The sequence below is a fragment of the Candidatus Thiodiazotropha sp. AKAK3 genome, from assembly GCF_058244645.1.
The window spans coordinates 21253-43583 of the sequence record NZ_JBSYOQ010000062.1 but is presented as its reverse complement, the minus strand read 5'-3'; the positions used below and the strand labels follow the sequence as shown (position 1 = coordinate 43583).

General features: G+C 48.8%; 17 protein-coding genes. 9 read left to right on the top strand and 8 right to left on the bottom strand.

Annotation, left to right across the window (positions count from 1 at the left end; genetic code table 11):
* The first annotated feature begins 4 nt into the window (after positions 1 to 4).
* Positions 5 to 919, top strand: a complete 915-nt coding sequence (locus AC4IE7_RS15740) for an ABC transporter ATP-binding protein (protein WP_490777810.1) — start codon at positions 5 to 7, stop codon at positions 917 to 919.
* Positions 897 to 1487 carry a hypothetical protein gene (locus AC4IE7_RS15735; protein WP_490777809.1) on the top strand — a complete coding sequence of 197 codons (591 nt, stop codon included), beginning with the start codon at positions 897 to 899 and terminating at the stop codon, positions 1485 to 1487. Before AC4IE7_RS15740 ends, AC4IE7_RS15735 begins: the two co-directional genes overlap by 23 nt.
* Positions 1488 to 1554: 67 nt before the next feature.
* Here AC4IE7_RS15735 and AC4IE7_RS15730 read toward each other — a convergent pair whose 3' ends face one another.
* The 3 genes from AC4IE7_RS15730 to AC4IE7_RS15720 all read right to left on the bottom strand — a co-directional run bounded on the left by AC4IE7_RS15730 (position 1555) and on the right by AC4IE7_RS15720 (position 3988).
* Entirely contained in the window at positions 1555 to 2013 is a 459-nt protein-coding gene (locus tag AC4IE7_RS15730; protein ID WP_490777808.1) for a CBS domain-containing protein, read from the bottom strand.
* Between the two features lie 76 nt (positions 2014 to 2089).
* Entirely contained in the window at positions 2090 to 3430 is a 1341-nt protein-coding gene (locus tag AC4IE7_RS15725) for an ArsB/NhaD family transporter (protein WP_490777807.1), read from the bottom strand.
* Between the two features lie 6 nt (positions 3431 to 3436).
* Positions 3437 to 3988: a CBS domain-containing protein gene (locus tag AC4IE7_RS15720; RefSeq protein ID WP_490777806.1), complete on the bottom strand. Its 552-nt coding sequence runs from the start codon at positions 3986 to 3988 to the stop codon at positions 3437 to 3439.
* A gap of 390 nt (positions 3989 to 4378) precedes the next feature.
* On the opposite strand from AC4IE7_RS15720, the gene AC4IE7_RS15715 reads away from it, so the two are divergent.
* Positions 4379 to 5419 (top strand): hypothetical protein, encoded by a 1041-nt coding sequence (locus AC4IE7_RS15715; protein WP_490777805.1) that lies wholly within the window; start codon positions 4379 to 4381, stop codon positions 5417 to 5419.
* A 124-nt stretch (positions 5420 to 5543) separates the two neighbouring features.
* Here the strand turns inward: AC4IE7_RS15715 and AC4IE7_RS15710 are convergent, their stop codons facing one another.
* The 5 genes from AC4IE7_RS15710 to AC4IE7_RS15690 form a co-directional block, all read right to left on the bottom strand.
* Complete coding sequence (locus tag AC4IE7_RS15710) at positions 5544 to 5843, bottom strand: DUF1488 family protein (RefSeq protein WP_490777804.1); 300 nt, start codon at positions 5841 to 5843, stop codon at positions 5544 to 5546.
* Positions 5844 to 6541: 698 nt separating this feature from the next.
* On the bottom strand, positions 6542 to 6823 hold the full coding sequence (locus AC4IE7_RS15705) for a circadian clock KaiB family protein (protein WP_490777803.1): 282 nt from the start codon (positions 6821 to 6823) through the stop codon (positions 6542 to 6544).
* A gap of 2 nt (positions 6824 to 6825) precedes the next feature.
* Complete coding sequence (kaiC, locus tag AC4IE7_RS15700; protein ID WP_490777802.1) at positions 6826 to 8475, bottom strand: circadian clock protein KaiC; 1650 nt, start codon at positions 8473 to 8475, stop codon at positions 6826 to 6828.
* Between the two features lie 35 nt (positions 8476 to 8510).
* Positions 8511 to 8873 (bottom strand): circadian clock KaiB family protein, encoded by a 363-nt coding sequence (locus AC4IE7_RS15695; RefSeq protein WP_490777801.1) that lies wholly within the window; start codon positions 8871 to 8873, stop codon positions 8511 to 8513.
* 604 nt (positions 8874 to 9477) lie between these two features.
* A complete protein-coding gene (locus tag AC4IE7_RS15690) occupies positions 9478 to 9957 on the bottom strand; it encodes a phospholipase A2 family protein (RefSeq protein WP_490777800.1) in 480 nt (159 codons plus the stop codon).
* 280 nt (positions 9958 to 10237) lie between these two features.
* Here AC4IE7_RS15690 and AC4IE7_RS15685 point away from each other — a divergent pair, with 280 nt between their 5' ends.
* The 6 genes from AC4IE7_RS15685 (at position 10238) to AC4IE7_RS15660 (ending at position 22245) form a co-directional block, all read left to right on the top strand.
* A complete protein-coding gene (locus tag AC4IE7_RS15685) occupies positions 10238 to 10456 on the top strand; it encodes a hypothetical protein (RefSeq protein ID WP_490777799.1) in 219 nt (72 codons plus the stop codon).
* A 208-nt stretch (positions 10457 to 10664) separates the two neighbouring features.
* Complete coding sequence (locus AC4IE7_RS15680; RefSeq protein WP_490777798.1) at positions 10665 to 12083, top strand: response regulator; 1419 nt, start codon at positions 10665 to 10667, stop codon at positions 12081 to 12083.
* 186 nt (positions 12084 to 12269) lie between these two features.
* Positions 12270 to 16319, top strand: coding sequence for a hybrid sensor histidine kinase/response regulator (locus tag AC4IE7_RS15675; protein WP_490777797.1), 4050 nt, complete (start codon positions 12270 to 12272; stop codon positions 16317 to 16319).
* Positions 16316 to 17578 (top strand): urea ABC transporter substrate-binding protein, encoded by a 1263-nt coding sequence (locus AC4IE7_RS15670; protein WP_490777796.1) that lies wholly within the window; start codon positions 16316 to 16318, stop codon positions 17576 to 17578. The genes AC4IE7_RS15675 and AC4IE7_RS15670 overlap by 4 nt, the downstream gene beginning before the upstream one ends.
* 15 nt (positions 17579 to 17593) lie before the next feature.
* Positions 17594 to 19948 carry a response regulator gene (locus AC4IE7_RS15665; RefSeq protein ID WP_490777795.1) on the top strand — a complete coding sequence of 785 codons (2355 nt, stop codon included), beginning with the start codon at positions 17594 to 17596 and terminating at the stop codon, positions 19946 to 19948.
* Positions 19949 to 20223: 275 nt separating this feature from the next.
* Positions 20224 to 22245, top strand: coding sequence for a TonB-dependent receptor plug domain-containing protein (locus AC4IE7_RS15660; RefSeq protein WP_490777794.1), 2022 nt, complete (start codon positions 20224 to 20226; stop codon positions 22243 to 22245).
* The last annotated feature ends 86 nt before the right edge of the window (positions 22246 to 22331 follow it).

Below are 22331 nucleotides of genomic sequence, written 5' to 3'. Positions count from 1 at the left end.
GATCATGAACACCAGCAATCGCTATCTTATTATCGAGGATCTCTACAAGCGCTACGGCAACAAGTTGGTGCTAGACAATATTGACCTGTCGGTGGATCAGGGTGAGCTTTGTACCCTCGTCGGTCCCAGCGGCTGCGGTAAATCGACTCTACTGCGCATTCTGGTGGGTGAGGAGCAACAGAGCGAGGGCCGGGTTCTGCTTGACGGAGAATCGATCAGCACCCCCGATGAGAAGCGTGGCATCGTCTTCCAACGATACTCTCTCTTTCCCCATCTAAGTGTGCTCGACAACGTCACGCTGGGCTTGCGTCTGGGCGGACGGGCCGGCTCCGACAAGTTGAGTAACAAACAGATTGAGGAGGAAGCCCGCAGCTACCTGAAGCGGGTACGACTGGAAGCCCACGGTCATAAGTATCCCCATGAACTCTCTGGTGGTATGCAACAGCGGGTCGCCATAGCACAATCATTGATTATGAAGCCCAAACTGTTACTGATGGATGAACCCTTCGGTGCGCTCGACCCCGATACACGTGAGGATCTGCAGCTGTTTCTAATCGAGCTCTGGGAAGAACAACAGATGACCATCTTTTTCATCACCCATGATCTGGAAGAGGCAGCCTTTCTAGGTACCCGTCTACTGGTACTGTCCCAATACTATCGAGACGATCGTGGTGATGGCCAGGAGATCAATCGCGGTTCCAAGGTGGTTGCCGATCATGCACTACCCCGCTACATGAGCAGTACTGCGGTTAAACATAGCACTGAGTTTGGTGATCTGATACAACAAGTGAGAGAAGAGGGGTTCAACCCGGAATATCTTCAACATGCCAAGGCATTCAATTTGACCCATCCCAACGCCTACCAGACACTGACCGAAGAGGAGTTGAGAGAGAGTAATGAACGAAGTAAAAAACAGTGAAGTAAGCTGGCGCGATTGGATAGTACCGCTCAGTGAAGAGAGTAAGACATTACGCCAGATATTGAAGGAATCATCCCATCTCAAGGCGGGTCAGGACGATATTCCTTTGATTATCCAATTGGTAGAGAATCCTAAATTCGATATTCCGGGTATCGATCTTTTCAATGGCGCTGTTGATCTTGAAACCCATGATTGCATCCATGTGTTACTTGGTCGGGGAATGCTACCCAAGGATGAGGCTTTCGTGATTGGTTTTACCATGGGCAGTACCAATCGAGTCAGCTCCACAGAGGAGCGACTCTTTTCCCTCGCAGCAAAGTATCTCTACCCTGGGCCGTATAAATTCAACGAGGAAGAGATTGAGGTCTTCAAGGACGCCACCAGACTTGGCTTTATTTCGGATTGCCAACCGCTTTCTGCGGTAAATTATGATCAGTACATGGATATGCCAGTCGCACAGATCCGCGAGCGAATCGGATTGGAGCCGGATCTGCTCAAAGCCTACTATAGAATCGAGAAGAGTAGATATCCGACGGACAAAGCGAGTAACCGGCTTATAAGTTTTTAACCCAGCACCTTAATAGCCATGTTCAGCCGAAGTATGTGACTGCCAAAAGTTCGTCAGCAATAAAAAACTACTCAGACTTTGCGCCAGGCAGTGGACACTCCGCCATCTCCGACATCCGTGCTGCGATACCTTGTATGGTGACAATACCCATATATTGGCCTGCATCCACAACGAAGAGATAACTGGTATCGTTCTTCTCCATAAATGCCAGTGCCTTGATAGCAGGGGCTTCGGAATTGATAAACCGGCCGGCATCACGAACATACTTATCCACTGAAGAACAAAGCACCTCCTTAACCTTCTCCTCCGCATTATTCACACAGGAGAGAAAACTACCCAGAAGTGGCGCCATATCCACCATATGTTCCGGCAGACATGAAAATTCCATAATATTCTTCAACGTCACCCGACCGCTGATCGCTCCTTTACTATCAATGAACGGCAATGCCTGAACATGTGCACGGCCACACTCCGCAAATACATCACGCACGAGCATTCCGCTTTTGACAACCTTGGTTTGAATCATGACATCACTTACCAGCATATTACTAATCAGACCATAAGTGTTATGACACTCAGCCGTAGAGTATTGGCTGACAGCATCAAAGATATCGAATATAGAGATAGATACTTGCTATTGCAACGCTCAGCAACATCAATGGGAAAGCCATCGCCATGAAAGGCAAAAAGCGGATTCTATGACCTGCCCGTTCAGCAAAACCAGCCACAATCAGATTCGCACTGGCACCAATCAAAGAGCCATTGCCACCCAGGCATGCCCCAAGGGCCAGTGACCACCACAACGGCATAAGATTCTCAGCACCACCAAAGGTTGACGCCATCGATTCGATCATCGGGATCATGGTCGCCACAAAGGGGATATTATCGACCACGGCTGAGGCGACGGCAGACACCCAGATAATCGAGATCGCTGTCACTGCCATGTCGCCACCAGTCAGACTAATAACATAATTTGCCAGCATACCCAGCAAACCAGCATGCTCAATTCCGCTGACTACGATAAATAGACCGATAAAGAAGAATATGGTCACCCATTCCACTTCGCCAAATGAGTGGTGCACATCTTCAGTCTGCTCCTCTGCCTTTTTACCAATATTCACCAAAAACATCAGCATACCAGCACCAAACATAGCTATGGTCGCAGGTTCAAGCTGTAGTGGATGCGCAAATACAAAACCGGTAACGACCAGGGATAATACGACCAGTGACTGTTTCAGCAGGCGACTATCTGTAATGGCATCGCGTTCTCTGAACTGCATTATCCGATGACGCGCCTCATCCGTTGCCTGCAGATCCTTCCCCCATAGAAAGTAAAATAGAACCAGCATCACAACCAGAATCAACAATGAAATCGGACCAAGGTTCAGTAGAAAATCATTGAAGCTAAGGCCGACAGCAGAACCGATCATGATGTTCGGTGGGTCACCAATCAGTGTTGCCGTTCCACCAATATTGGAAGCGAAGATTTCGGCAAACAAATAGGGATAGGGATTAACATCCAACTCTTCGGTGATCAGCAGGGTAACCGGCGCAATCAACAGGACGGTGGTCACATTGTCGAGGATTGCTGAAAAAAATGCCGTTACCACGGACAACATCAGCATGATACCCCAGGGACTCGCCTCCACTTTCTTCGCCGACCAGACCGCGACAAACTGAAAAACCCCACAACGCCGGGTAATCGCCACAATCACCATCATGCCGGTTAACAGCCCCAGGGTATTAAAGTCCACACCAGCAATCGCCTGCTGTTGATTCAATACACCAAGGCTAATCATCAGTCCTGCACCAAGCCCTGCAACAATCGCACGATTGATCTGCTCGGTCACAATGACGGCATAGGTGACGACAAAGATTATGGTTGAGACCCACAACGGGTCCCATCCAAAAACAACCTGGGAAACGTTTTCTAAATCATGCATCAGCGACTATGTCTCACTCTCGGAACTTTTATCGACGTTCTCTTCTGCTTCTGCTTTCTCAGAATCTCCACATATATGTTGCAGTTCTCCATCCTGACTCCCTGAAACCATATTCATGACCAATTTATCCAGTACATCCCAAGAAGATATCATTCCAACCAACTTTCTATTTTTACCTTTCACAATAATCACTGGCAAGCTGGTATCCATATTTTGATCCAACAATTCCAGTACCTCGGGAAAGGTCGCAGATGGTTTACAAAACACCAACTTTTTCTTTTTCTCAAGATAATCAGTAACTGGTTTTTGCCCGATATCACCCAGCCGCTTGTATAACTCTTCCACCTCATCAGGCATAAAACTCAAGTCTTTCAGGCCGTGGTCAATCTGAGCCGCTTTCGGTAGCAACAGTGAGATGATCCGGCGGATGCCGAACAGACCGATAAACTGGCCTTCGTCATCCACCACAGGGAGATTACGTATCTGATGGGTATGCATTATCTGCAGAGCATCGCACACCTTATCATTCGGACTGAGCTTTCTCAGCCGAAAGCTCATTATATTTTCTGCTGTCACGAATCTGAGTCCTCATAAAGTATGCGGTAGAAGGGGACCTCTGATAAAGCCTGAACTGAAGGGATTAGTGATCAGAACCTGTCAATCCGAGGTTCAATTACACCTATCCGCCGACTATTGCGACGAAATTGAACAGTAAAAGGCAGACGGCGCCCCAAGATGCGAGTTCGTGATTCGTTCAGAGGATCCCTAGGCACAGTATAGACTGCGATTGTAATACTGAACATCATATAGAAAGTACCCGCTAAGGAAACGAATAAAATACTAGGGTTATTGCTTATATCCCTTTTCGAAATTCGACTATATGATACCGCGACGGAAGAAACCTATTATCAACTCTTAAATTGTTAAAGTAATTTTATAGGGATATTTATGAACAAAGGGACACTGCTTCGCTTATCATTTCTACTGCCACTTGCACTTATATTCGCTCTTCAAGGTTGTGGAGGAGGTGGCGGTGGTGGCGGTGATGATGATAATGACAACTCAAACAATACTGATGTCGAGGATACCACTGATGTCGACGATTCCACTGATGACAACAGTGTTAGTGATCTCAGTTCAAAAATTTGGATGTCTTCAAATTGTATCCAGGATAGTGCTGGCGTCTATTTTAAAACATTGTATAAATTTACGGCTAATGGTGAGGTTCTAGAGGGCTACCAAGACTTTCAAGACACCAGCTGCACAACACGTAAAGATGAAACTTTCTTACCGTCCAGCCTCATGACAACCTACACAAAAGGGGCGAGTGAAACGCTACAAGATGGCGCAAATGGCTACTTGATTACAATCGCTTTCAATAACGTCACTGTTGATGGTTACTACACGATTACCAGTCAAGACAACCTCTGTTTTACAAGTAATTTTTCAATCAACACGGCAGATTTTTCGTATGAGATCATTCCCTCTGCTCCGATAGACTACAATAACTGCCTGACCATCCACAGCGATGCAAATGGTCAAGACCCTAATCCAAACCCCAACCCAAATCCCAATCCTCAAAACAGTGATTTGCTTGGCATGTGGTGGTTACAGACATTATGTTATGCCTTTGACACCGGTGGTACTTATAACATTATCTTAAAATTTACCGAGGACAATAAAGTACTCTATGCAACCCTTCCCTATGAGAGTAATGATTGTTCTGGAAATCCTTCCACCTCATCAACCTTTATGGAATTTAATTCGCCAACAACTTACTCAGATCTCGGAGAAACGACACTTGCTAATGGAACGCTTGGTCATAATCTAAGGTTCAGTTACGCTTCTGCGGGCACTGATGATGGATATTATATATTCAATGCCCAAAACTACCTTTGTTTATCCTATAATTTATCGGGATTCAGTAATAATTACACTACCGATATCGATTATGATAACTGCATGAAAAAGCTAAACACAGATAACTAGTTTTAGTGGACTGATATCTATGGCATGAGGCAGCCACAATAACCATTCAATCGATGGTCATTTGGTTGCCTCAATCTTACCAACACAGACCAGGTGTTTATTGTAAACGGGAATTAGAAGCACACTATGGATCTACCCGGTTGATCCCGTTTACTTGCAACGCTACCGGAAAGTCACATGCACGAATAAGAATGGAACCATCCTCTTCATAAACCCCGTTTTCTATCAGTGTTCTAGCCGCATTTTGAATATCGACTCGATGCTGAGCTACAAACTGCATAGGTTTCAAATCTGAGGGGCCGAATTGTTCTTTTAAAATCTCCAACGAGATCCGGCAAAGCACGCGTGTTTTGTCAACATCTGCTGCAATAGTTGCCACTTTGGAAGTGGTATTCCAACATTCTAGCCTCGGGAATAAAATCACTTTGTCTCCTTAAACAGGGCCGATTCGATTAGTGTTAACAGGCCCTAGCGCATCACAATTCAAATGCAGTTACGGCAAGATACTAAACAGTCTGTTTCAAAGTCATGCATACGACCTATCAGCCCAAAAAATAATCGACTTGCCCGATCCTTCCCAATGGTGATTGGGTTTGGCTTTTCAACTTCTCTACATCCTTGGGGGGCGCATTTTGCAGCGGTTAGTCGATCCAGGTAGAACCATAGTACTCCTTACCCGACTGATTGAGAACATAGTGACGAGAACCAACTTTATCACTGGCAGCTCCACATGCAGCCAACGCGTCACTGAAGGGATGGAACTGAGATAGCTGGATACGACGACTATTTTCTAGTGTACCTCGTCATAGATTCTGTACCATTCAGAGCCGCCCCAATACGTCAGATCAAGGCGTGGCTCGCAGGGAATGGCAGGCCCTTTACAAGAGCCACAACGCAGAGCTGGCGTATTGGGGCGACTCCCTACGGGCGAGCCAGGAAGGGGTTATCCGCGATGTTATGTCTCTTGGCAAGGGAGGGGCCATTCCCTGCGAGGCATGCCTTGCACCCCAAGGGCACTTCCTTCGGGGCGCGGCTAACCCCTTCCAGACTCGCTGAATGGTACAGAATCTATGACGAGGTACACTAGCACACTGTATCAGCTATTGTTTGAGGTAGCAGGAGTCACTGGTTAGAACATATATCCAATCCAACCAGAATCTTCTCCTTATCTGAAAGGTCACCGATAATCCGTCTCATCGGTTGCGGTAGCTTCTTGATCAATACTGGTGTTGCTAGAATCTTCTCCTCCTCAGCCAAGGATGGATTATCGAGCAGATTGATCACCTCAGTATCGTAGGCATTACTGAACTCAGGCTGTTGACATAGCAGTTTGAGATTTTCTATAGCACGCTGTGCGATGGGGGTAAATCCGACGATATAGAGCCTAACGATCTGCTTTGTCATATTCAGTCCCTTAATCCTCTCATGGTTTTCCGCTGATCAACCACCTGGCTGGCCTGGCGCTGTAACTCATCTAACTGATGCATCAAATCGCGTTTCTGCGAATCGAATTCAGCTTCCAATGCCTTCTGTTTTGAGTCATAGGCTGCTTGCATTGTAGATAATGCCCGTTCAACCTGCTCGAGTTCGTGCCGCTTTCGTTCTACCTCCTGCTGATCCTGTTTGATACGCGATATCTTTGCGCTACCGATAACCAGTTCACCTTCACCGATATAGGGATCTTCCAGCACAATACCGCTCTCTCCAATAGTGAACTCCTTTACTTGATTGGAAGTTTTGCAGCCCCGTGATTTAACTACGTTGATCAGGCGGTTAAGCTCGCCATTACTCTCTACCTGACGCAATCTGAACCAGGTATCAACCAGGCTGGATATGGCCAGTTCACTGTAATCGTCAGATGCATCGGGTAGAAGTTCGGTAAGTACCAGTGTCGTGCCCAGTTCCTTAATATAGGAGATAAAGCGGATCATCAGCATCTTTACCATGCGTGACGATCCCATATCGATCAACGCGGAGACCGGGTCAAGCACCAGCAACTCCGGTGACTCCTTTTCAACCAGATTGATAATGGTAATCAGATGATCCTCTAATCCCATCTCGATGGCTCGGCCAGTGTGGATTATCAACTTTCCCGCATCGCTGTGGGTAGAGAAATCGATCCCCACTGATTGCAGATTACGCTTTAGATCGCTCTCCGATTCTTCGAAGGAGACATATATCGCCTTCTCACCATTTTTTAAGACTTGATTCAGGAATGTGCTGGCCAAAATGGTCTTACCACTGCCAGAACGTCCGCTGATCATCAGGCCAGCCCCTTTGAAATAGCCTTCACCTCCCAACATGTTATCAATTCGCTGATTACCGGTACTGACCCGATCCAATTTCATAGCGTTTTTTAGGTGAGTTGCCGTGATCGGCAGCAGAGAAACACCACTCTGTGTAAGGCTGAAAGGGTAGTTGTTGGAACCGTGTGCCGAGCCCCGCATTTTCACTACCCGCAGGTATCGAGTCATCAGCTGGTTGTCGAGTGTCTGGTTCAAATGGATTACACAATCCACCGCATACTCTTCTAACAGGCTTTGTTTGATCTCCTGGGAGGCTGACATGGTGACCAGAGTAGAGACCCCTTTCTCGCGAATCCAATCGAAAAGCTCCAATATCTCTTTCCGTGGCTCATTTACCCCAAGTCCCAATAACAGGTTTTGCAGTGAATCGATAACCAGTATCTCTGAATCACTGCGTTCAATGGCATGGCTTATGCGCAATAGAATCGGTGAAAGGTCATACTCACCTACCACCGTTTCGCTCAGGTTGGGGCGAAAATCGAGGATTATCAGCTTGCCTGAGGCATGATGATCTGTACCTGCCATGCCGAACTCGTCCATATAGCCGACCAAGCGTTCGGGGGATTCTTCACAGGTTACGATTATCGCCGGGTTGCCCTTTTGCAGCTGGGCATTTGCAAAGCTCAAACTGAATACTGTTTTTCCTGTACCTGGCCCACCTTTCAGCAGGGTCGGACTGGCCGCCGGATAGCCTCCCTTTAATATGGCATCGAAGCCTTTAAGCCCGGTGGTTACCTTGTTGTTATTCATCCGTCCTCCCGTTTTTTCTACTATTGCCACCAAGCTTAGCGTAGTGGTTCTATCTTATTGCGCATATCTGACGCCTGTTTGCTCATTTTACTTGCTTCCTGAGCAAAACCTATGGCGATGATGAATATTTCAGATTGGGAAAGGTCACCAACAAATCGGTGCCGAGAGTGCTCCGGTGTCTCAATCACCAATGTTGGTACCGCAATGATATTTTGTTGCTCGAATTGTACCGGGTTATCCTGAAGATCGACGAGTTCCAAGGTATAGGCTTCAATTAGATTATCGCAGCAGATTTTGGCTAGTCTGTCAGCAGTAGAGTTAGATTTTGGCTTCGATGAATCTATATAGAGTAGAAAATGGTATTTCTCGACACTACTATTAGATTTCTTAGATGACATGTCGATATTCTACTTCAGCACACTCGTTTAACCTAGAGAAAGAAGTTGGTAGCGTCTCATCACAACCAGTAATTTACTATCAGAATAGAGCGACAACTACTTTTCCAGGTTTGAGGGCACCTCTATTAATTGCTAATGCCCTTAAGTGTAGATTACTATTCAGCCACTGTCGTCGACAAATGAACGCACCTCATCTCCCAGTGCTTAACCCTGAAATTCCTCGGGCAGGCATAAAGTTAACTTCACCACACTAACCAGACTTTGAATCTGTTTTGAGAAATAACCTTATATAGATGGCTCTCAAAATATATTGTAAAACTTTAGAATATATCCTTCGAATATTTCTTGCAGTTAATCTGTATTGGATTATCAGTGGTGAGAAGAGTTGAATGCGAGTTGATCTTTCTTGGTTTCTGAGTTCTGAAAACCATTACCTGGCACAGTATGAGAGACTGAGAAAAAAGCAAAAATCATCAGCGTGTCAAATATGATCAGTGCATATAGTGCAGCCGATTCATCGTTTACTCCCCTCCTCCCTTCGTGGTGGAGGGGAATTTACTCACGTTTCAGGAGTAGGTGAGTAGAGTAACAGCAGCCATTTAACTTAACGACTTAAGGTTTCCAACTCTCTTATTATTTCTTTGGTTCTAATGTCTGCCTTCTTAGCGATACTGGAAAGTACTCTAGTCGGCGCTATCTTATCCTTTTGATTGCCATAACAAGGAGACCCCCTGAAGTAGATCCTGAATGTATGAGCCAGAATTTTCTCAGGCCCTGTAAACCTGCTTAGGTTTGTGACGACGTCTCTATTGAATTCACCGTCGCATTCACAGGACATATGGCCTTTATCCAGATAACATAAATCGTGTCTTTTACATATTGCATCTAACGTATCGATAGGCTCTTCAGCCTTTTCAGGATTTGAAGGGTGATTCAAGCCACACCAATTGCCATATTTTGGCATGACTGATGAGCTTTCCTCTGCTTCTTCTGCTTCAGCCAAATCAAATTCTTGATTTAATCCTTCAGCCTTCAGAGAGAAAATTGAAAATATCATTAAAAAGAAGATACAGTTTTTTTTCATTCCGATTCCTTTCGAACCTGCCGATTTCTGCTTTCTGCCACTTTTGGCGCGTTGAGCGCTGTAGGATACAATAAGATCCAACTATAAATAAAATCTATGGTTAACAGAAAATAACATTCTGCGAATAATAAGTTGTTCCAATTTTTGCAAACAGGTCTATAAGTTTAGTAAGAGACTCTATTAACACCTAAATACATAGCAGTATAGTTGGGTATTGGTTGGCTACTTACGCCCAGCAAAATCACAAAGTCACCTCAGAAGCCAGGTTGAGAAGGGCTAGATGCAAGGTATTCCACATCTAAGATCCGATGTTCTCGCAACCCTGGGATATAAGGATCTATCTCTTATCAGCGAGACAGAGATTTTTTTAATCTACCGCGTTCGCTCGCCTGATATTCGTCCTGTTCTGGTAAAAACAGCCCCGATTCTCAGACTGCCGGTGGCAGTGAGAAAGCAGCTCGATCATGATCGGGATGTTATCGACTTACCTGGAGGATGAGGCCGGTGAGATCGAGGAGGCTTACCAGTTCTGTACGACCGCTTAGCTTGCGTGATCTTCTCAATATGCCAGAAATGAAGGGTATGGTGCTGAACATGATCAACCGGTACAGCAGGCATGGAATCTTGAATTTTCAAGCAACAAGCATAGCGGGTACCAGGCAAAACATGACAACAAACTCATTCGAAAATGATCCTGTAAAAAAACCATGAACCCTTCAGATTACAACAAGATATTGGTAGTTGATGATAACGCAGGCAATCTTCAGCTGCTGATCGAGCTATTGACCGAGAAGGGTTATACCGTCTATCCCGCCATCAACGGTGAACTGGCAATGGAATTTGTCAATTCGAGACTGCCCGATCTCATCCTGCTGGACATCAAGATGCCAGGATTGGACGGCTATGAGGTTTGCCGACGACTAAAAGCTGATGACAATACGCGACAGATCCCGATTATTTTCCTCAGCGCCCTGGAAGATGAAAGTGATAAAGTGAAGGGCTTTCTGGCAGGCGGCGTGGACTACATCACCAAACCGTTCCAGCCTGAAGAGCTGCTTGCCCGAGTTGGTGTCCATCTACGTCTGCAAGAACTCACCAAAGGATTGGAGCAGGAGGTCAGCGCTCGCACTTTAAAACTGCGGATTGCCAACAAACACCTTGAGGAGGAGATCAATCGGCGCCAAGAGGTAGAAGAGGCGTTGCGCGAAAGCCGACTGCGATTGGGAAACATCGTCTTCAACAGCCCGGGCGCCATCTACCGCTGTGCCAATGACGAACACTGGACCATGGAATTCGTCAGCGCAGCTATCTCACAGATCAGCGGGTATCCAAGCGAAGAGTTTCAGCACAACCAGATACGCTCGTTTGCCAGCATCATTCATGCAGACGACCAAAAAAGCGTTACCGATGCAGTAACAACTGCGCTAACAAACAAAGATCGTTACCAGGTGGACTTCCGCCTGATGGCGGCAGATGGCACTCAGCGTTGGGTGCATAACCAGGGCCTGGGCGTCTTCGGCTCCGATGGAAAGCTACTCTACCTGGATGGCATCATAGTCGACATTACTGCCCAGCGAAAAGCGGAAGAGATGCTCAAGCTCAGCGCAGAACGGATGGAGACCCTGCTGCAGCTCTACCAGATGAGTGATGCCAGTCAGGATGAACTTATGCATTTCACCTACGAGGCGGCGATCCGATTGACCCACAGCAAGCTGGGCTATCTTGGATTGATGAATGATGACGAAACCACCCTTAACGTCAAATACTGGTCCCCGGAGGCCATGGCAGGGTGCGATGTTGAAGGCACGCCGAAGATATTTCCTTTAGCAGGATCGGGGCTGTGGGGCGAAGCCATACGCCAACGCCGCCCGATTATCACCAACGACTACATCGCACCAAACCCTTGGAAGAAAGGCACACCGGAAGGACATGTGAAGCTGATTCGCCACATGAATCTACCCGTGATCGTTGACCATAAAATCGTCATGGTGGCCGGTGTTGGAAACAAAGAGGAGGACTATAATGAAGGTGACGTACAACAGCTTAGATTGCTGATGGAAGGTATGTGGCGTCTGATCGAGCCTATGTGCACAGAGCAGGGAGATAGCGTGATACACCATAGCTAGTGTAGTGTCCTATACAAATCATACATTTAGACGAGACCTATCTCAGTTTGCGTTTAAATCACCTGCCTCGCCCTGCGGGAAGTTCTGATGTGTTTAGAGATGGATTCAGATGCCATCAGATGCATGTGACAACCACCCACGTTAATATTCCGCCAGCAAAGTCAGCATGACGGGATTGAGGCTGATGTGAAACGTATTGCCCCAAGATACCAACCAATCCCGCTAATTGTTATAGGTTTGTTTAGCCTGTTCACCCTTCTAGCCACTAGCAACGCTCAGGGTGGTAATGAACTGTCGCCTCAGAGCCACCCGTTAACTCAGCCGCAACAGAACGAGATCGTGTTCCGCCATCTGACCATCGATGACGGCCTCTCAGACAATTCTGTCTATCATCTGCTGCAGGACCGTCAAGGCTTTATCTGGGCCACCACCGTCAATGGCATCAATAGGTACGACGGGATCTCATTCAGCAAATTCACGCCCATGGCGCCAGGCAGTGGCCAAAGCACGCCACAGTTCTACCAGACCGTGATCGAAGACCGCGATGGCATTCTCTGGTTTTGCAACTATGGCGCCGGTTTGGTTCGCCATGACCCGGTGCTCAATAGCTGGAAGTTCTATCAGCACGATGAAAGCAATCCCAACAGTCTGGCACATAACACCACCTGGTTCGTGTTTGAGGACCGTGACGGCATCCTCTGGGTCTCAACCTTTGGCGGTCTGAGCCGTTTCGATCCGGCCACGGAACAGTTCACCAACTACCGTCACGAGCCGAACAACCCATACAGTCTGGGCTACGATATCCTCTCGCAGATCAGGCAGGATGCCGACGGCATGCTCTGGATCGGCACCTATGGCGGCGGCCTGGAAAAGTTTGATCCCGGCAGCGGCCTCTTCACCCACTACCGCCATGACCCAGCCGATCCCGAGAGCCTGAGTGACGACACTATCGAGACCATCTGGATCGACCCCGATGGCAGCATCTGGGTCGGCACCGACAACGGCCTCAACCACTTCGACCCGATCAGCGGGCGTGCTGTGCGCTATTTCCACGATGAGAAAGATGCAACCAGCCTGAGCCACAACGCTGTCTTGCATGTGATGCGCGACAGTCGTGGCCAACTCTGGGTATCAACCTCTGGTGGCGGCATCAGCCGTTTTGAAGAGCGGCAGCAGCAGTTCATCCACTACCGCCATGACCCCTACGATCATCAGAGCCTGAGCACCGACATCAGTCCAAACTTTATCGAAGACCGCAGCGGAGCACTCTGGTTCGCAACCTATGGCGGTATCGACATCTACGACCCAGGCAACCACTACTTCAATCGTTACCGACATCTGCCTGGGAATCCCGACTCGTTACCGGCAGGCCAGGTGCGTGCGATCACCCAGGATGGGGACGGCATCTTCTGGATTGCGATGTGGGATCAGGGTCTGGTGCGTTTCGACCGGGACAACAACAGCTACACCCGCTATCGGGCAGAACCGAACAATCCCAACAGCCTGAGCAGCGACAGCATCTTCGATCTGCGTTACGACCCGCGCGGCTGGCTATGGGTCGCCACCATTGCTGGGCTGAACAGGCTCGACCTGAGCAGCGAAACCTGGACCCAGTACCATGGCGATTCAGACAATCCCAACGCCCTGGCCGATGATTGGATCTCAAGCCTGACCCTGGATAGTCGCGGCGAACTCTGGTTGGCAGTTTATGGCGCGGGCCTGCACCGTTTCGACCCGCTCAGCGAAACCTTCACACGCTACCCACACGACTCGAATAACCCCGACACCCTGGCCAATAATAATATCAACTATGTCATGTCCGCTGTCGACGGCACGCTCTGGATAGGCGGCGACTCATTGATCAGCCGTTTCGATCCGGCGACTGGAAAAGCAATTAACTATACACCCGAGGAGCATGGACTCAGTGGCAACACCAGTGATCATATCCACCAGGATCGCCTCGGCAGGATCTGGGTGGCGACCTACAGTGGATTGAACAGTTTTGATCCAGACAAGCGTCTGTTTACCTCCTATCCGGAGATCCGCGCAGTGCTGGCGGATGACAGCCAGGGTAACCTATGGGTGATTGCCGCTAAAAACCTGGCTCGATTCAACCCAAAGAGTGGCAGCCTGAGTCGTTACGATGAGGATAACGGACTGCTCAGCAGCGCTTTGGAACCGACGGCCGCACACACCACGCCCGACGGCGAGATTTTCGTTGGTGGAGACAGGGGCTTTAACAGCTTCTTACCCGAGCAGATGGTCGAAAACCCGACGCTGCCACCAATCGTGTTGACGGCGTTTAAACTACGCAACAAAGTCGTTGAGATCGGCGCTGACTCACCGCTGCAAAAGCAGATCAACTTCACCAACAGAATTGTACTCCCCTACGACTACACCGAACTTAGCCTTGAATTTGTCGCCCTCAACTACCGTTCACCGCATAAGAACCAATACGCCTACATGCTTGAAGGCTTCGATCAGCAGTGGCGATATACCGACAGTGCGAAGCGAATCGCCAGCTATACCAACCTGCTTCCCGGTGAATATAAGTTTCGCGTCAAGGCCTCCAATAATGACGGCGTGTGGAACGAGGAAGGCGTAACCCTGACCCTTATCATCACCCCGCTGTGGTGGAAAACCTGGTGGTTCATAAGCCTGGTCGCTCTAGGCCTGGTCAGTCTGGTTACGGCCGTGTTCAGCTATCGCTTGAGAGCGCAACGCCAGAGAAACCAGGAACTTCAGCTGCTCGTGGCTGAGCGAACCCAGGAGCTGGTCGAGTCGAACCAACTATTACAGCTCGCCAAGGAGAAGGCCGAGCGAGCCAACCAGGCCAAGAGTGTCTTCCTGGCGAACATGAGTCATGAATTGCGCACACCGCTGAATGCGGTGCTCGGCTTCTCCCAGGTGATGAGGAATTCCGCAGATGCCACCCGCAACCAGATAGAGAATCTGAACATCATTACCCGCAGCGGAGAGCACCTGCTGAACCTGATCAATAATGTGTTAGATATTTCCAAGATCGAATCGGGTCGGGTGGAGCTGGAGGAGTCATTTATCGACCTGGTTCGTTTACTGGAGGAGATAAAATCGCTGATGGACGTGCGAGCCCATGAGAAAGGATTGAACTTCGTTGTTGACCACTCCCCTGACCTTCCCCGACATCTCAATGCCGACGGCGGCAAACTGCAGCAGGTGCTGCTCAACCTTATAGAAAACGCCATCAAGTACACATCAAGCGGCAGCGTCACACTGCGCGCCATGGTTGCTGAAACGAGTGACTCTGAGCCAATACGCTTACGCTTCGAGGTTGAGGATACCGGTTCCGGCATCCGCGAGGAGGATAGGGAGCGGATATTTTCTCCCTTTGAACAGCTGGAGGATCGAGCACCCTCCGAGGCTGGAACCGGCCTGGGACTCGCCATTGGCAAACAGTATGTCGAACTGATGGGCGGCACAATCGGTATCAGCAGTAAATGGGGAACAGGTTCGATCTTCTACTTTGATATTCCAGTGACAATAGTTGCCCCCGAGGCCGGAACCCTGGAGCCCAAACACGGCCGGGTCATTGGTATCGAAGATGGACAGCCCCGCCAGCGTCTGCTGATCGTCGAAGACCAGCGGGAGAACCGTCTGCTGCTGCACAAACTGCTCGGACCTCTCGGTTTCGATCTGCAGGAAGCAGTCAACGGTGAGGAGGCGGTGGAGCACTTCACCAAGTGGCACCCCGACCTGATCTTCATGGATATACGCATGCCGATCATGGACGGGCTGGAGGCGACCCGCCGGATCAAGGCGACCGAGCAAGGTGCGAAGACCAGGATAGTTGCCCTCACCGCCCATGCGCTGGAAGAAGAGCGGCGTAAAATCCTCACGGCGGGCTGCGATGATTTTCTTCGCAAACCTTATAAAGATACCGATATATTCGATGCCTTGACGAAACACCTCGGTACCCGCTTTATCTACGAGCAAAATACCCATCCCACAGAGGACGTTGCACCACCGCTGACCGCAGCATCCCTGGCCGGGATATCTGCCGGGTTACGCAACGACCTGGAGGAGGCACTTGTCAGCCTTGATGCCGTAGCACTAAAACGTTCGATAACGGCCATACGAGAACATGACCCAAGCCTTGCGGATGCATTGGCTGTTGTTGCCAAAGAGCTGCAATATGGTCGTATTCTCGAGTTAATCGAGGCTGTTGATGACAAAAAAAGAGAGCGAGATGCCATATGAAGACGGGTGACATGGGAGCCTGTATAACGACTGACTGGCACTTCGGAGTCGTCTTGCTCTATCGAAATATTTGTCTGGCTATGCTGCTATCAATCAGCCAGATAACTCATGCCGCGCCTGAAATAAAAGTGGGCGCTGTTTTCGACCAGACAGGTGGCATCAGTATCTACGGTATCCAGCAGAGCAAAGCCATCCATCTGGCGGTAGACAATATCAACAGGAAAGGAGGATTGCTGGGACGCAAGTTAAAATTAATCGAGTACGATTCGCAATCGAACCTTGATAAATATGCCCAATACACCAAAACGCTGATTCTGCGTGACCGCATTTCTGTATTGTTTGCGGGGCTGACCAGCTCTTCCCGTGAAGTCATCAGGCCAATCATAAGAAAATATAAGACCCTCTATTTTTATGGCTGCCACTATGAGGGCGGCGCATGTGATAAATATACCTTTGTAACCGGTGTAAGCGCCTCTCAGCAGATGCGGGTACTCATCCCCTGGGCGATAAGAAAGTTTGGCCCTAAACTTTACATCATGGGTCCGGATTACAATTTCGGCACCATATCGGGCGTCTGGGTAAACTATTATGCCAAACGATATGGTGGTCAGGTCCTGGGTGAAGAGTATCTACCTCTGACCATGACAGACTACTCGCCGACAATCGAACGGATCAAGGCAGCCAAGCCGGATTTTGTATTTACACTCCCGGTCGGACCCAAACAAAATCAGTTTCTTGAACAATTTTCCGCATCTGGACTGAAACAAAAAATCGGCATGGTTTCCACCAACTATGGTTCAGGTAACCAACAGATCGCTGTGTCCCCTGGTGCAGGCGAGAATATTGTCTCATCGCTGGAGTATTTCCACTGGGCCGAGGAGACCGGCAACGATGAACTGAAAAAATTGTGGCGAGAACATTTTGGTCTGGATGAGCCCATCATTGCCCCGGCGGTTAACGTTTGGAATGCGGTTCACCTTTGGGCTGAGGCGGTGCGCAAGACAGGCAGCATCGACACTGATGAGGTGATCGCAACGCTTGAGAGAGGACTCTCCTATAATGCCCCGAACGGCCAGGTAACCTTACGGCCCCGCTCACACCATCTCAGGCAAAATATGTATATTGCACGGGGCAATCGCCGAAGTGGTTTTGACATTATCGAAGTGCACAAAGGAGTGGATCCATTCTTCGAGGATGCGGCGTGTGACTTGATCGAACGTCCAGAGACGGCTGAACACTTTACTCCTGAAGGTTATTGATTCAATCAAACAGCTATGAATAAAAAGACTAACTTTTCTCAGTCAGGCACAATCCTTGTTGTGGATGACAGCACGGCCAATCTTCAACTGTTGATGGGCATTCTCAAAGATCGAGGCTATGTTGTGCACCCAGCCTCAGATGGCAAGCTCGCTTTACGATTTCTAAGAACCACCTTACCCGATCTTATCCTACTGGACATCAAGATGCCCGGGATGGATGGTTTTGAGGTATGCCGACTGCTCAAACAGGATGATAGGACATGCAACATTCCGATCATTTTTATCAGCGTTCTGGAAGGGGAGAGCGATAAGGTCAAGGCGTTTCAAGTAGGGGGGGCTGACTACATAGCCAAGCCCTTTCATCGGGAGGAAGTGCTTGCTCGAGTGGAAAACCAGTTGCAACTGCGGGAGCTCACCGAACAACTGGAGTGTAAAATCAGCGAGCGTACAGAAGAGTTGGTGAATACAAATCAACGCCTGCAGGCAGAGATTACAGAACGTATGCGGGTGGATGAGGCGCTGCGAAAGAGTGAAGCACTGCTGAATGCCACTCAGCGCCTGAGCAAGGTCGGTGGTTGGGAGTACGACGTCAAAACTAAGGTATTTTTCTGGACCGATGAACTCTACTCTATCCATGAATTACCCAATGATCCCAGTACAGATCATTTGAAGTTGGGTCTTGACTGCTATGACCCGAAAGACAGGCCAGTCATACTGAAGGCGTTTCAAAACGCCTATGAGAAAGGTGAACCCTACGACCTTGAATTTCCATTCACCACCATAAAGGGGAGGCGTTTATGGATTCGCACAACAGCTCAACCTATCTATGAAGAAGAGAGGGTTGTAAGTGTTGTCGGGAATCTGATGGATATCACCGACCTGAAGCAAGCTGAAGAGGCGTTGCGCCGCTATAAAGATAAGCTGGAAGACGAGGTCGAGCAACGTACTGTTGAACTGGTCATGGCAAAACAAAATGCCGAAAAGGCCAATCAAGCGAAAAGTATTTTTCTCGCCAACATGAGCCACGAACTGCGTACTCCATTGAACGCCATCCTCGGATTCTCCAGCCTCATGCAGAAGGACCCGCAACTTGCAGAGAGCCAAATACATTACCTCGACATTATCAACCGCAGCAGCGAACACCTGCTGCACCTGATAAACGATATCCTTGATGTGGCGAAGATCGAAGCAGGAGAGGCAAAACCCGATAATCTACCATTCGACCTGGAATCAATGGTACGCGATATTACCGACCTGATGCATATACGTGCCCAAGAGAAACAATTGGAACTGCACATTGACCAGTCATCGGAATTCCCGCACTACATCGTCGGTGATGAAGCCCGACTACGACAGATATTGATTAACCTGCTGAGTAACGCCATCAAATACACCCAACACGGAGAAGTGACCCTGCGCCTGGCGACAGAGAATGACAACACCGCCAAACTGTTGATAGAGGTTGAGGATACCGGTGCAGGCATAACACCTGAAGAGCAGCAGCGCATTTTCGAACCATTCGTCCAACTCCGTCCGCATAATGGCAATAGTGGCACCGGTCTCGGTCTCACCATCACTCACCAGTTTGTACAGATGATGGGGGGTAGCATTACGCTTGAAAGCACGCCAGGAGAAGGCTCACTATTCAGGGTTGATTTACCCCTTATCGAAGCAAAGCAGAGCGATATCGTCAAAATGACATCTACAGAGATGGGCAACGCGGAACGGTTGGCACCAGGTCAACTCGAATACCGCATCCTGATTGTGGAAGACCAGCTTGAAAATCAGTCACTGCTTGTCAGGCTAATGGAGTCTGTGGGTTTCCAGGTCAGGACAGCCGACAACGGCGCACAAGGGGTGGAGCTGTTTCTTAGCTGGCATCCTCATTTCATCTGGATGGATCAACGGATGCCGGTAATGGACGGTACTCAAGCGACGCGGCGTATTCGTCAGCTACCCAATGGCAGGGAGGTAAAGATCGTCGCGGTGACCGCCTCCGCTTTTGCTGATCAGCGCAGGGAGATAGTTGCTGCCGGTATGGACGATTATGTGAGCAAACCCTATCGAGCGATCGAAATATACGATTGTCTATCAAGACACTTGGGCGTGAAGTATCTCTATGCAGACAAGCCAGAACCACAACAGCAGAGCTTGACACTAACACCGGAGATGATGAAAGTCTTGCCCGAGGCATTGCTTAAAGAACTCAGGGAGGCACTGCTCAACCTTGAACCTGGGCGTATTTACGCAGCCATCCAACAGGTTGAGTCGTATGACAAAACACTGCAACAAACGCTGAGCCGTCTCGCTGTACAATTTAACTATCCAGCCATCCTGCAGGCATTAAATAAACAGCATCATTTAAGCTAAAAAAGTTGACTGCTCCGTTCCAATAGCATTGTACTGACCTGAACATGCAGTGCTTAACATTACTCTTTTTTAATCAGCCTACCCCTAAATACAATTTGTTACACAAGTCGTATTGAGTAATACGTCTTTACACAGATACTATTCACACATAGGGTTAGAGCGTTACTGCAAGTATGGAATTTCAGATGGAGCAGGAAACTGACGAAGGCGAATACTCTATTTGTCATTGGCAGTTAATAGAGGCACCCTTATTATTACTTCTTCATGGAGGAAAAATGGTTAGTAGAATCATCAATGGATTTATCTCGCCAGGTTGCCTGCTACTCATCCTGACTGGCTTGGTCAGGGTTGCTAGCGCTGAGGAGACGGAACACCTGGAACAAATGACCGTAACACCAGACCAGGAACCATCAAGTCTCGAGTCAGCACCTCCCCTCGGTTACCACATTGATAGCAAAACCCTGGAAAAGATACCTGGTGCTGGCAGCGATCCAATGCGCGCCATGCAGGCACTGCCGGGAGTGATCGTCAATGACGACACCAGCGCCGACCCAGCGATCCGTGGTTCCCGCCCCGAGGATAATAGCTATTTTGTTGATTTCCTTCCCTCAGGTTATCTGTTCCACGCCGGCGGCACTGTAAGTGTATTCAACCCACAACTGGTAGAGAGCTTTGATTACTACCCGGCTGCCTACGGTGCCGAATATGTCGGCGGAACTGGTGCAGTGATCGATACCCGCCTGCGTGATCCGAACAACGATAGCTTTACCTCTACCTTTGACGTCAGCATGCTCCAGGCCGGTGTGTTGCTTGAAGGTCCAATCAGTGAAGGTCACTCATTCTATCTGGCGGGACGTATGAGCTATATGGATCTGCTACTAGAAGATGTGGTGGAAGATAACGAGGATGGTATCGAATTCGTACAATTTCCCCGCTACACAGACTATCAGGGAAAATATCTCTGGCAGCTGCAAAATGGCAGTCGCATCAGACTCCAGGCTACTGGAGCAAGTGATGAAATGGAGGTGAAACTTGCTTCCGATAGCAAAGCAGCTCAAAACGAACCAGTACTGGTTGGCACTCACAGCAATGACATCGCCTACCACAGCCAGGGGTTGGTTTGGGAGGGCACTCCCGGAAGCAACACTCCAACACTTGCTATCGGCCACATGAATAGTGAGATCACTGCTCAAGCTGCATCAGTAGGCGATTGGGATCTGGAAACAGATACAATATACGCCAAAGGGCGATGGACCCAACCCTTAGGCACCGACCACCTTCTCGCCCTTGGCGGACAGGTGACCCGATTACGCGCAGATTACGACATAAAGTTCCGTGATACAGGGTGCACTGAGTTCGATGTCGATTGCAGTTACACCGAGTCTGACCAACTCAGTAGCGAAGCTCAGATAGAGGTTACCTCTGAACAACTCTACATCGAAGAGAATTGGTATCCCACTCAACAACTCGCACTTACAGCAGGCCTTTCAGGACAACATGAAGACTATCTCGATGAGAGTTTTCTCGAACCACGTTTACATATCGAATACTCCCTGCCATCAGACTGGACTTACAGTGTTGGTTACGGGCGCTATCATCAAATGCCAGCTCTTAACCAAGTGGAAAAGGTCTTTGGTAATCCTCAACTGACTCATTTTGACGCCACACACTACGTGGCAGGTATCGAACATATTGGCATGAATGGCTGGGAGTGGAAATCAGAAGTCTACTACAAGGTGATGGAGAATCTGGTCAGCAGTGATCCAATCACTCGATATAATAACTCTGGAGAGGGTAAAGCTGCCGGTGTCGAGTTATTCCTACGCAAGATGCGCACAGATCGTTGGTCAGGCTGGCTTTCATTGGCCCTATCCAAAGCAGAGCGTACCAATACCGCAACAGATGAAAGCTTTCCCTTCGAGTACGATCAGCCCGTAGCAGTTACCCTGGTCGGTAATTACCATATCAACGATAAGTGGGAAGTCGGCGCAAAGTGGTGGTATCACTCTGGTGCACCCTACACCCCGATCACTGGTGCAACCGAAGATCCTGATAGAGATGGTCGCTATATTGCAGTCTATGGCGATATCAATTCGGAGCGCATGCCGAACTATCACCGATTAGACCTGAGATTGAGCCGCAGCTTCAGCGAGAAAACAACTGCCTATGTTGAGTTAATCAACGCCTATGGTCAGAAGAATGTCAGTGGTTATGAATACAGTGCTGACTACACTGACAAAGATCCAATCTACCAGTTGCCGATGTTAATCTCGTTTGGCATCACCACAAGCTACTGAAGGAGTCGCCTGGCAAGGGTCGGAGTCGAGAGCTTCCATAGCCTGAGTCACCTCAAAACAACACAAGTGCATTTCTCTAGCAAGTC

Excerpts from the sequence above, each read along its gene's own strand:
- AC4IE7_RS15740 (WP_490777810.1), top strand. The coding sequence starts at position 5 with ATGAACACCAGCAATCGCTATCTTATTATCGAGGATCTCTACAAGCGC.
- AC4IE7_RS15735 (WP_490777809.1), top strand. The coding sequence starts at position 897 with ATGAACGAAGTAAAAAACAGTGAAGTAAGCTGGCGCGATTGGATAGTA.
- AC4IE7_RS15730 (WP_490777808.1), bottom strand. The coding sequence starts at position 2,013 with ATGATTCAAACCAAGGTTGTCAAAAGCGGAATGCTCGTGCGTGATGTA.
- AC4IE7_RS15725 (WP_490777807.1), bottom strand. The coding sequence starts at position 3,430 with ATGCATGATTTAGAAAACGTTTCCCAGGTTGTTTTTGGATGGGACCCG.
- AC4IE7_RS15720 (WP_490777806.1), bottom strand. The coding sequence starts at position 3,988 with ATGAGCTTTCGGCTGAGAAAGCTCAGTCCGAATGATAAGGTGTGCGAT.
- AC4IE7_RS15715 (WP_490777805.1), top strand. The coding sequence starts at position 4,379 with ATGAACAAAGGGACACTGCTTCGCTTATCATTTCTACTGCCACTTGCA.
- AC4IE7_RS15705 (WP_490777803.1), bottom strand. The coding sequence starts at position 6,823 with ATGACAAAGCAGATCGTTAGGCTCTATATCGTCGGATTTACCCCCATC.
- kaiC (WP_490777802.1), bottom strand. The coding sequence starts at position 8,475 with ATGAATAACAACAAGGTAACCACCGGGCTTAAAGGCTTCGATGCCATA.
- AC4IE7_RS15695 (WP_490777801.1), bottom strand. The coding sequence starts at position 8,873 with ATGTCATCTAAGAAATCTAATAGTAGTGTCGAGAAATACCATTTTCTA.
- AC4IE7_RS15690 (WP_490777800.1), bottom strand. The coding sequence starts at position 9,957 with ATGAAAAAAAACTGTATCTTCTTTTTAATGATATTTTCAATTTTCTCT.
- AC4IE7_RS15685 (WP_490777799.1), top strand. The coding sequence starts at position 10,238 with ATGCAAGGTATTCCACATCTAAGATCCGATGTTCTCGCAACCCTGGGA.
- AC4IE7_RS15680 (WP_490777798.1), top strand. The coding sequence starts at position 10,665 with ATGAACCCTTCAGATTACAACAAGATATTGGTAGTTGATGATAACGCA.
- AC4IE7_RS15670 (WP_490777796.1), top strand. The coding sequence starts at position 16,316 with ATGAAGACGGGTGACATGGGAGCCTGTATAACGACTGACTGGCACTTC.
- AC4IE7_RS15665 (WP_490777795.1), top strand. The coding sequence starts at position 17,594 with ATGAATAAAAAGACTAACTTTTCTCAGTCAGGCACAATCCTTGTTGTG.
- AC4IE7_RS15660 (WP_490777794.1), top strand. The coding sequence starts at position 20,224 with ATGGTTAGTAGAATCATCAATGGATTTATCTCGCCAGGTTGCCTGCTA.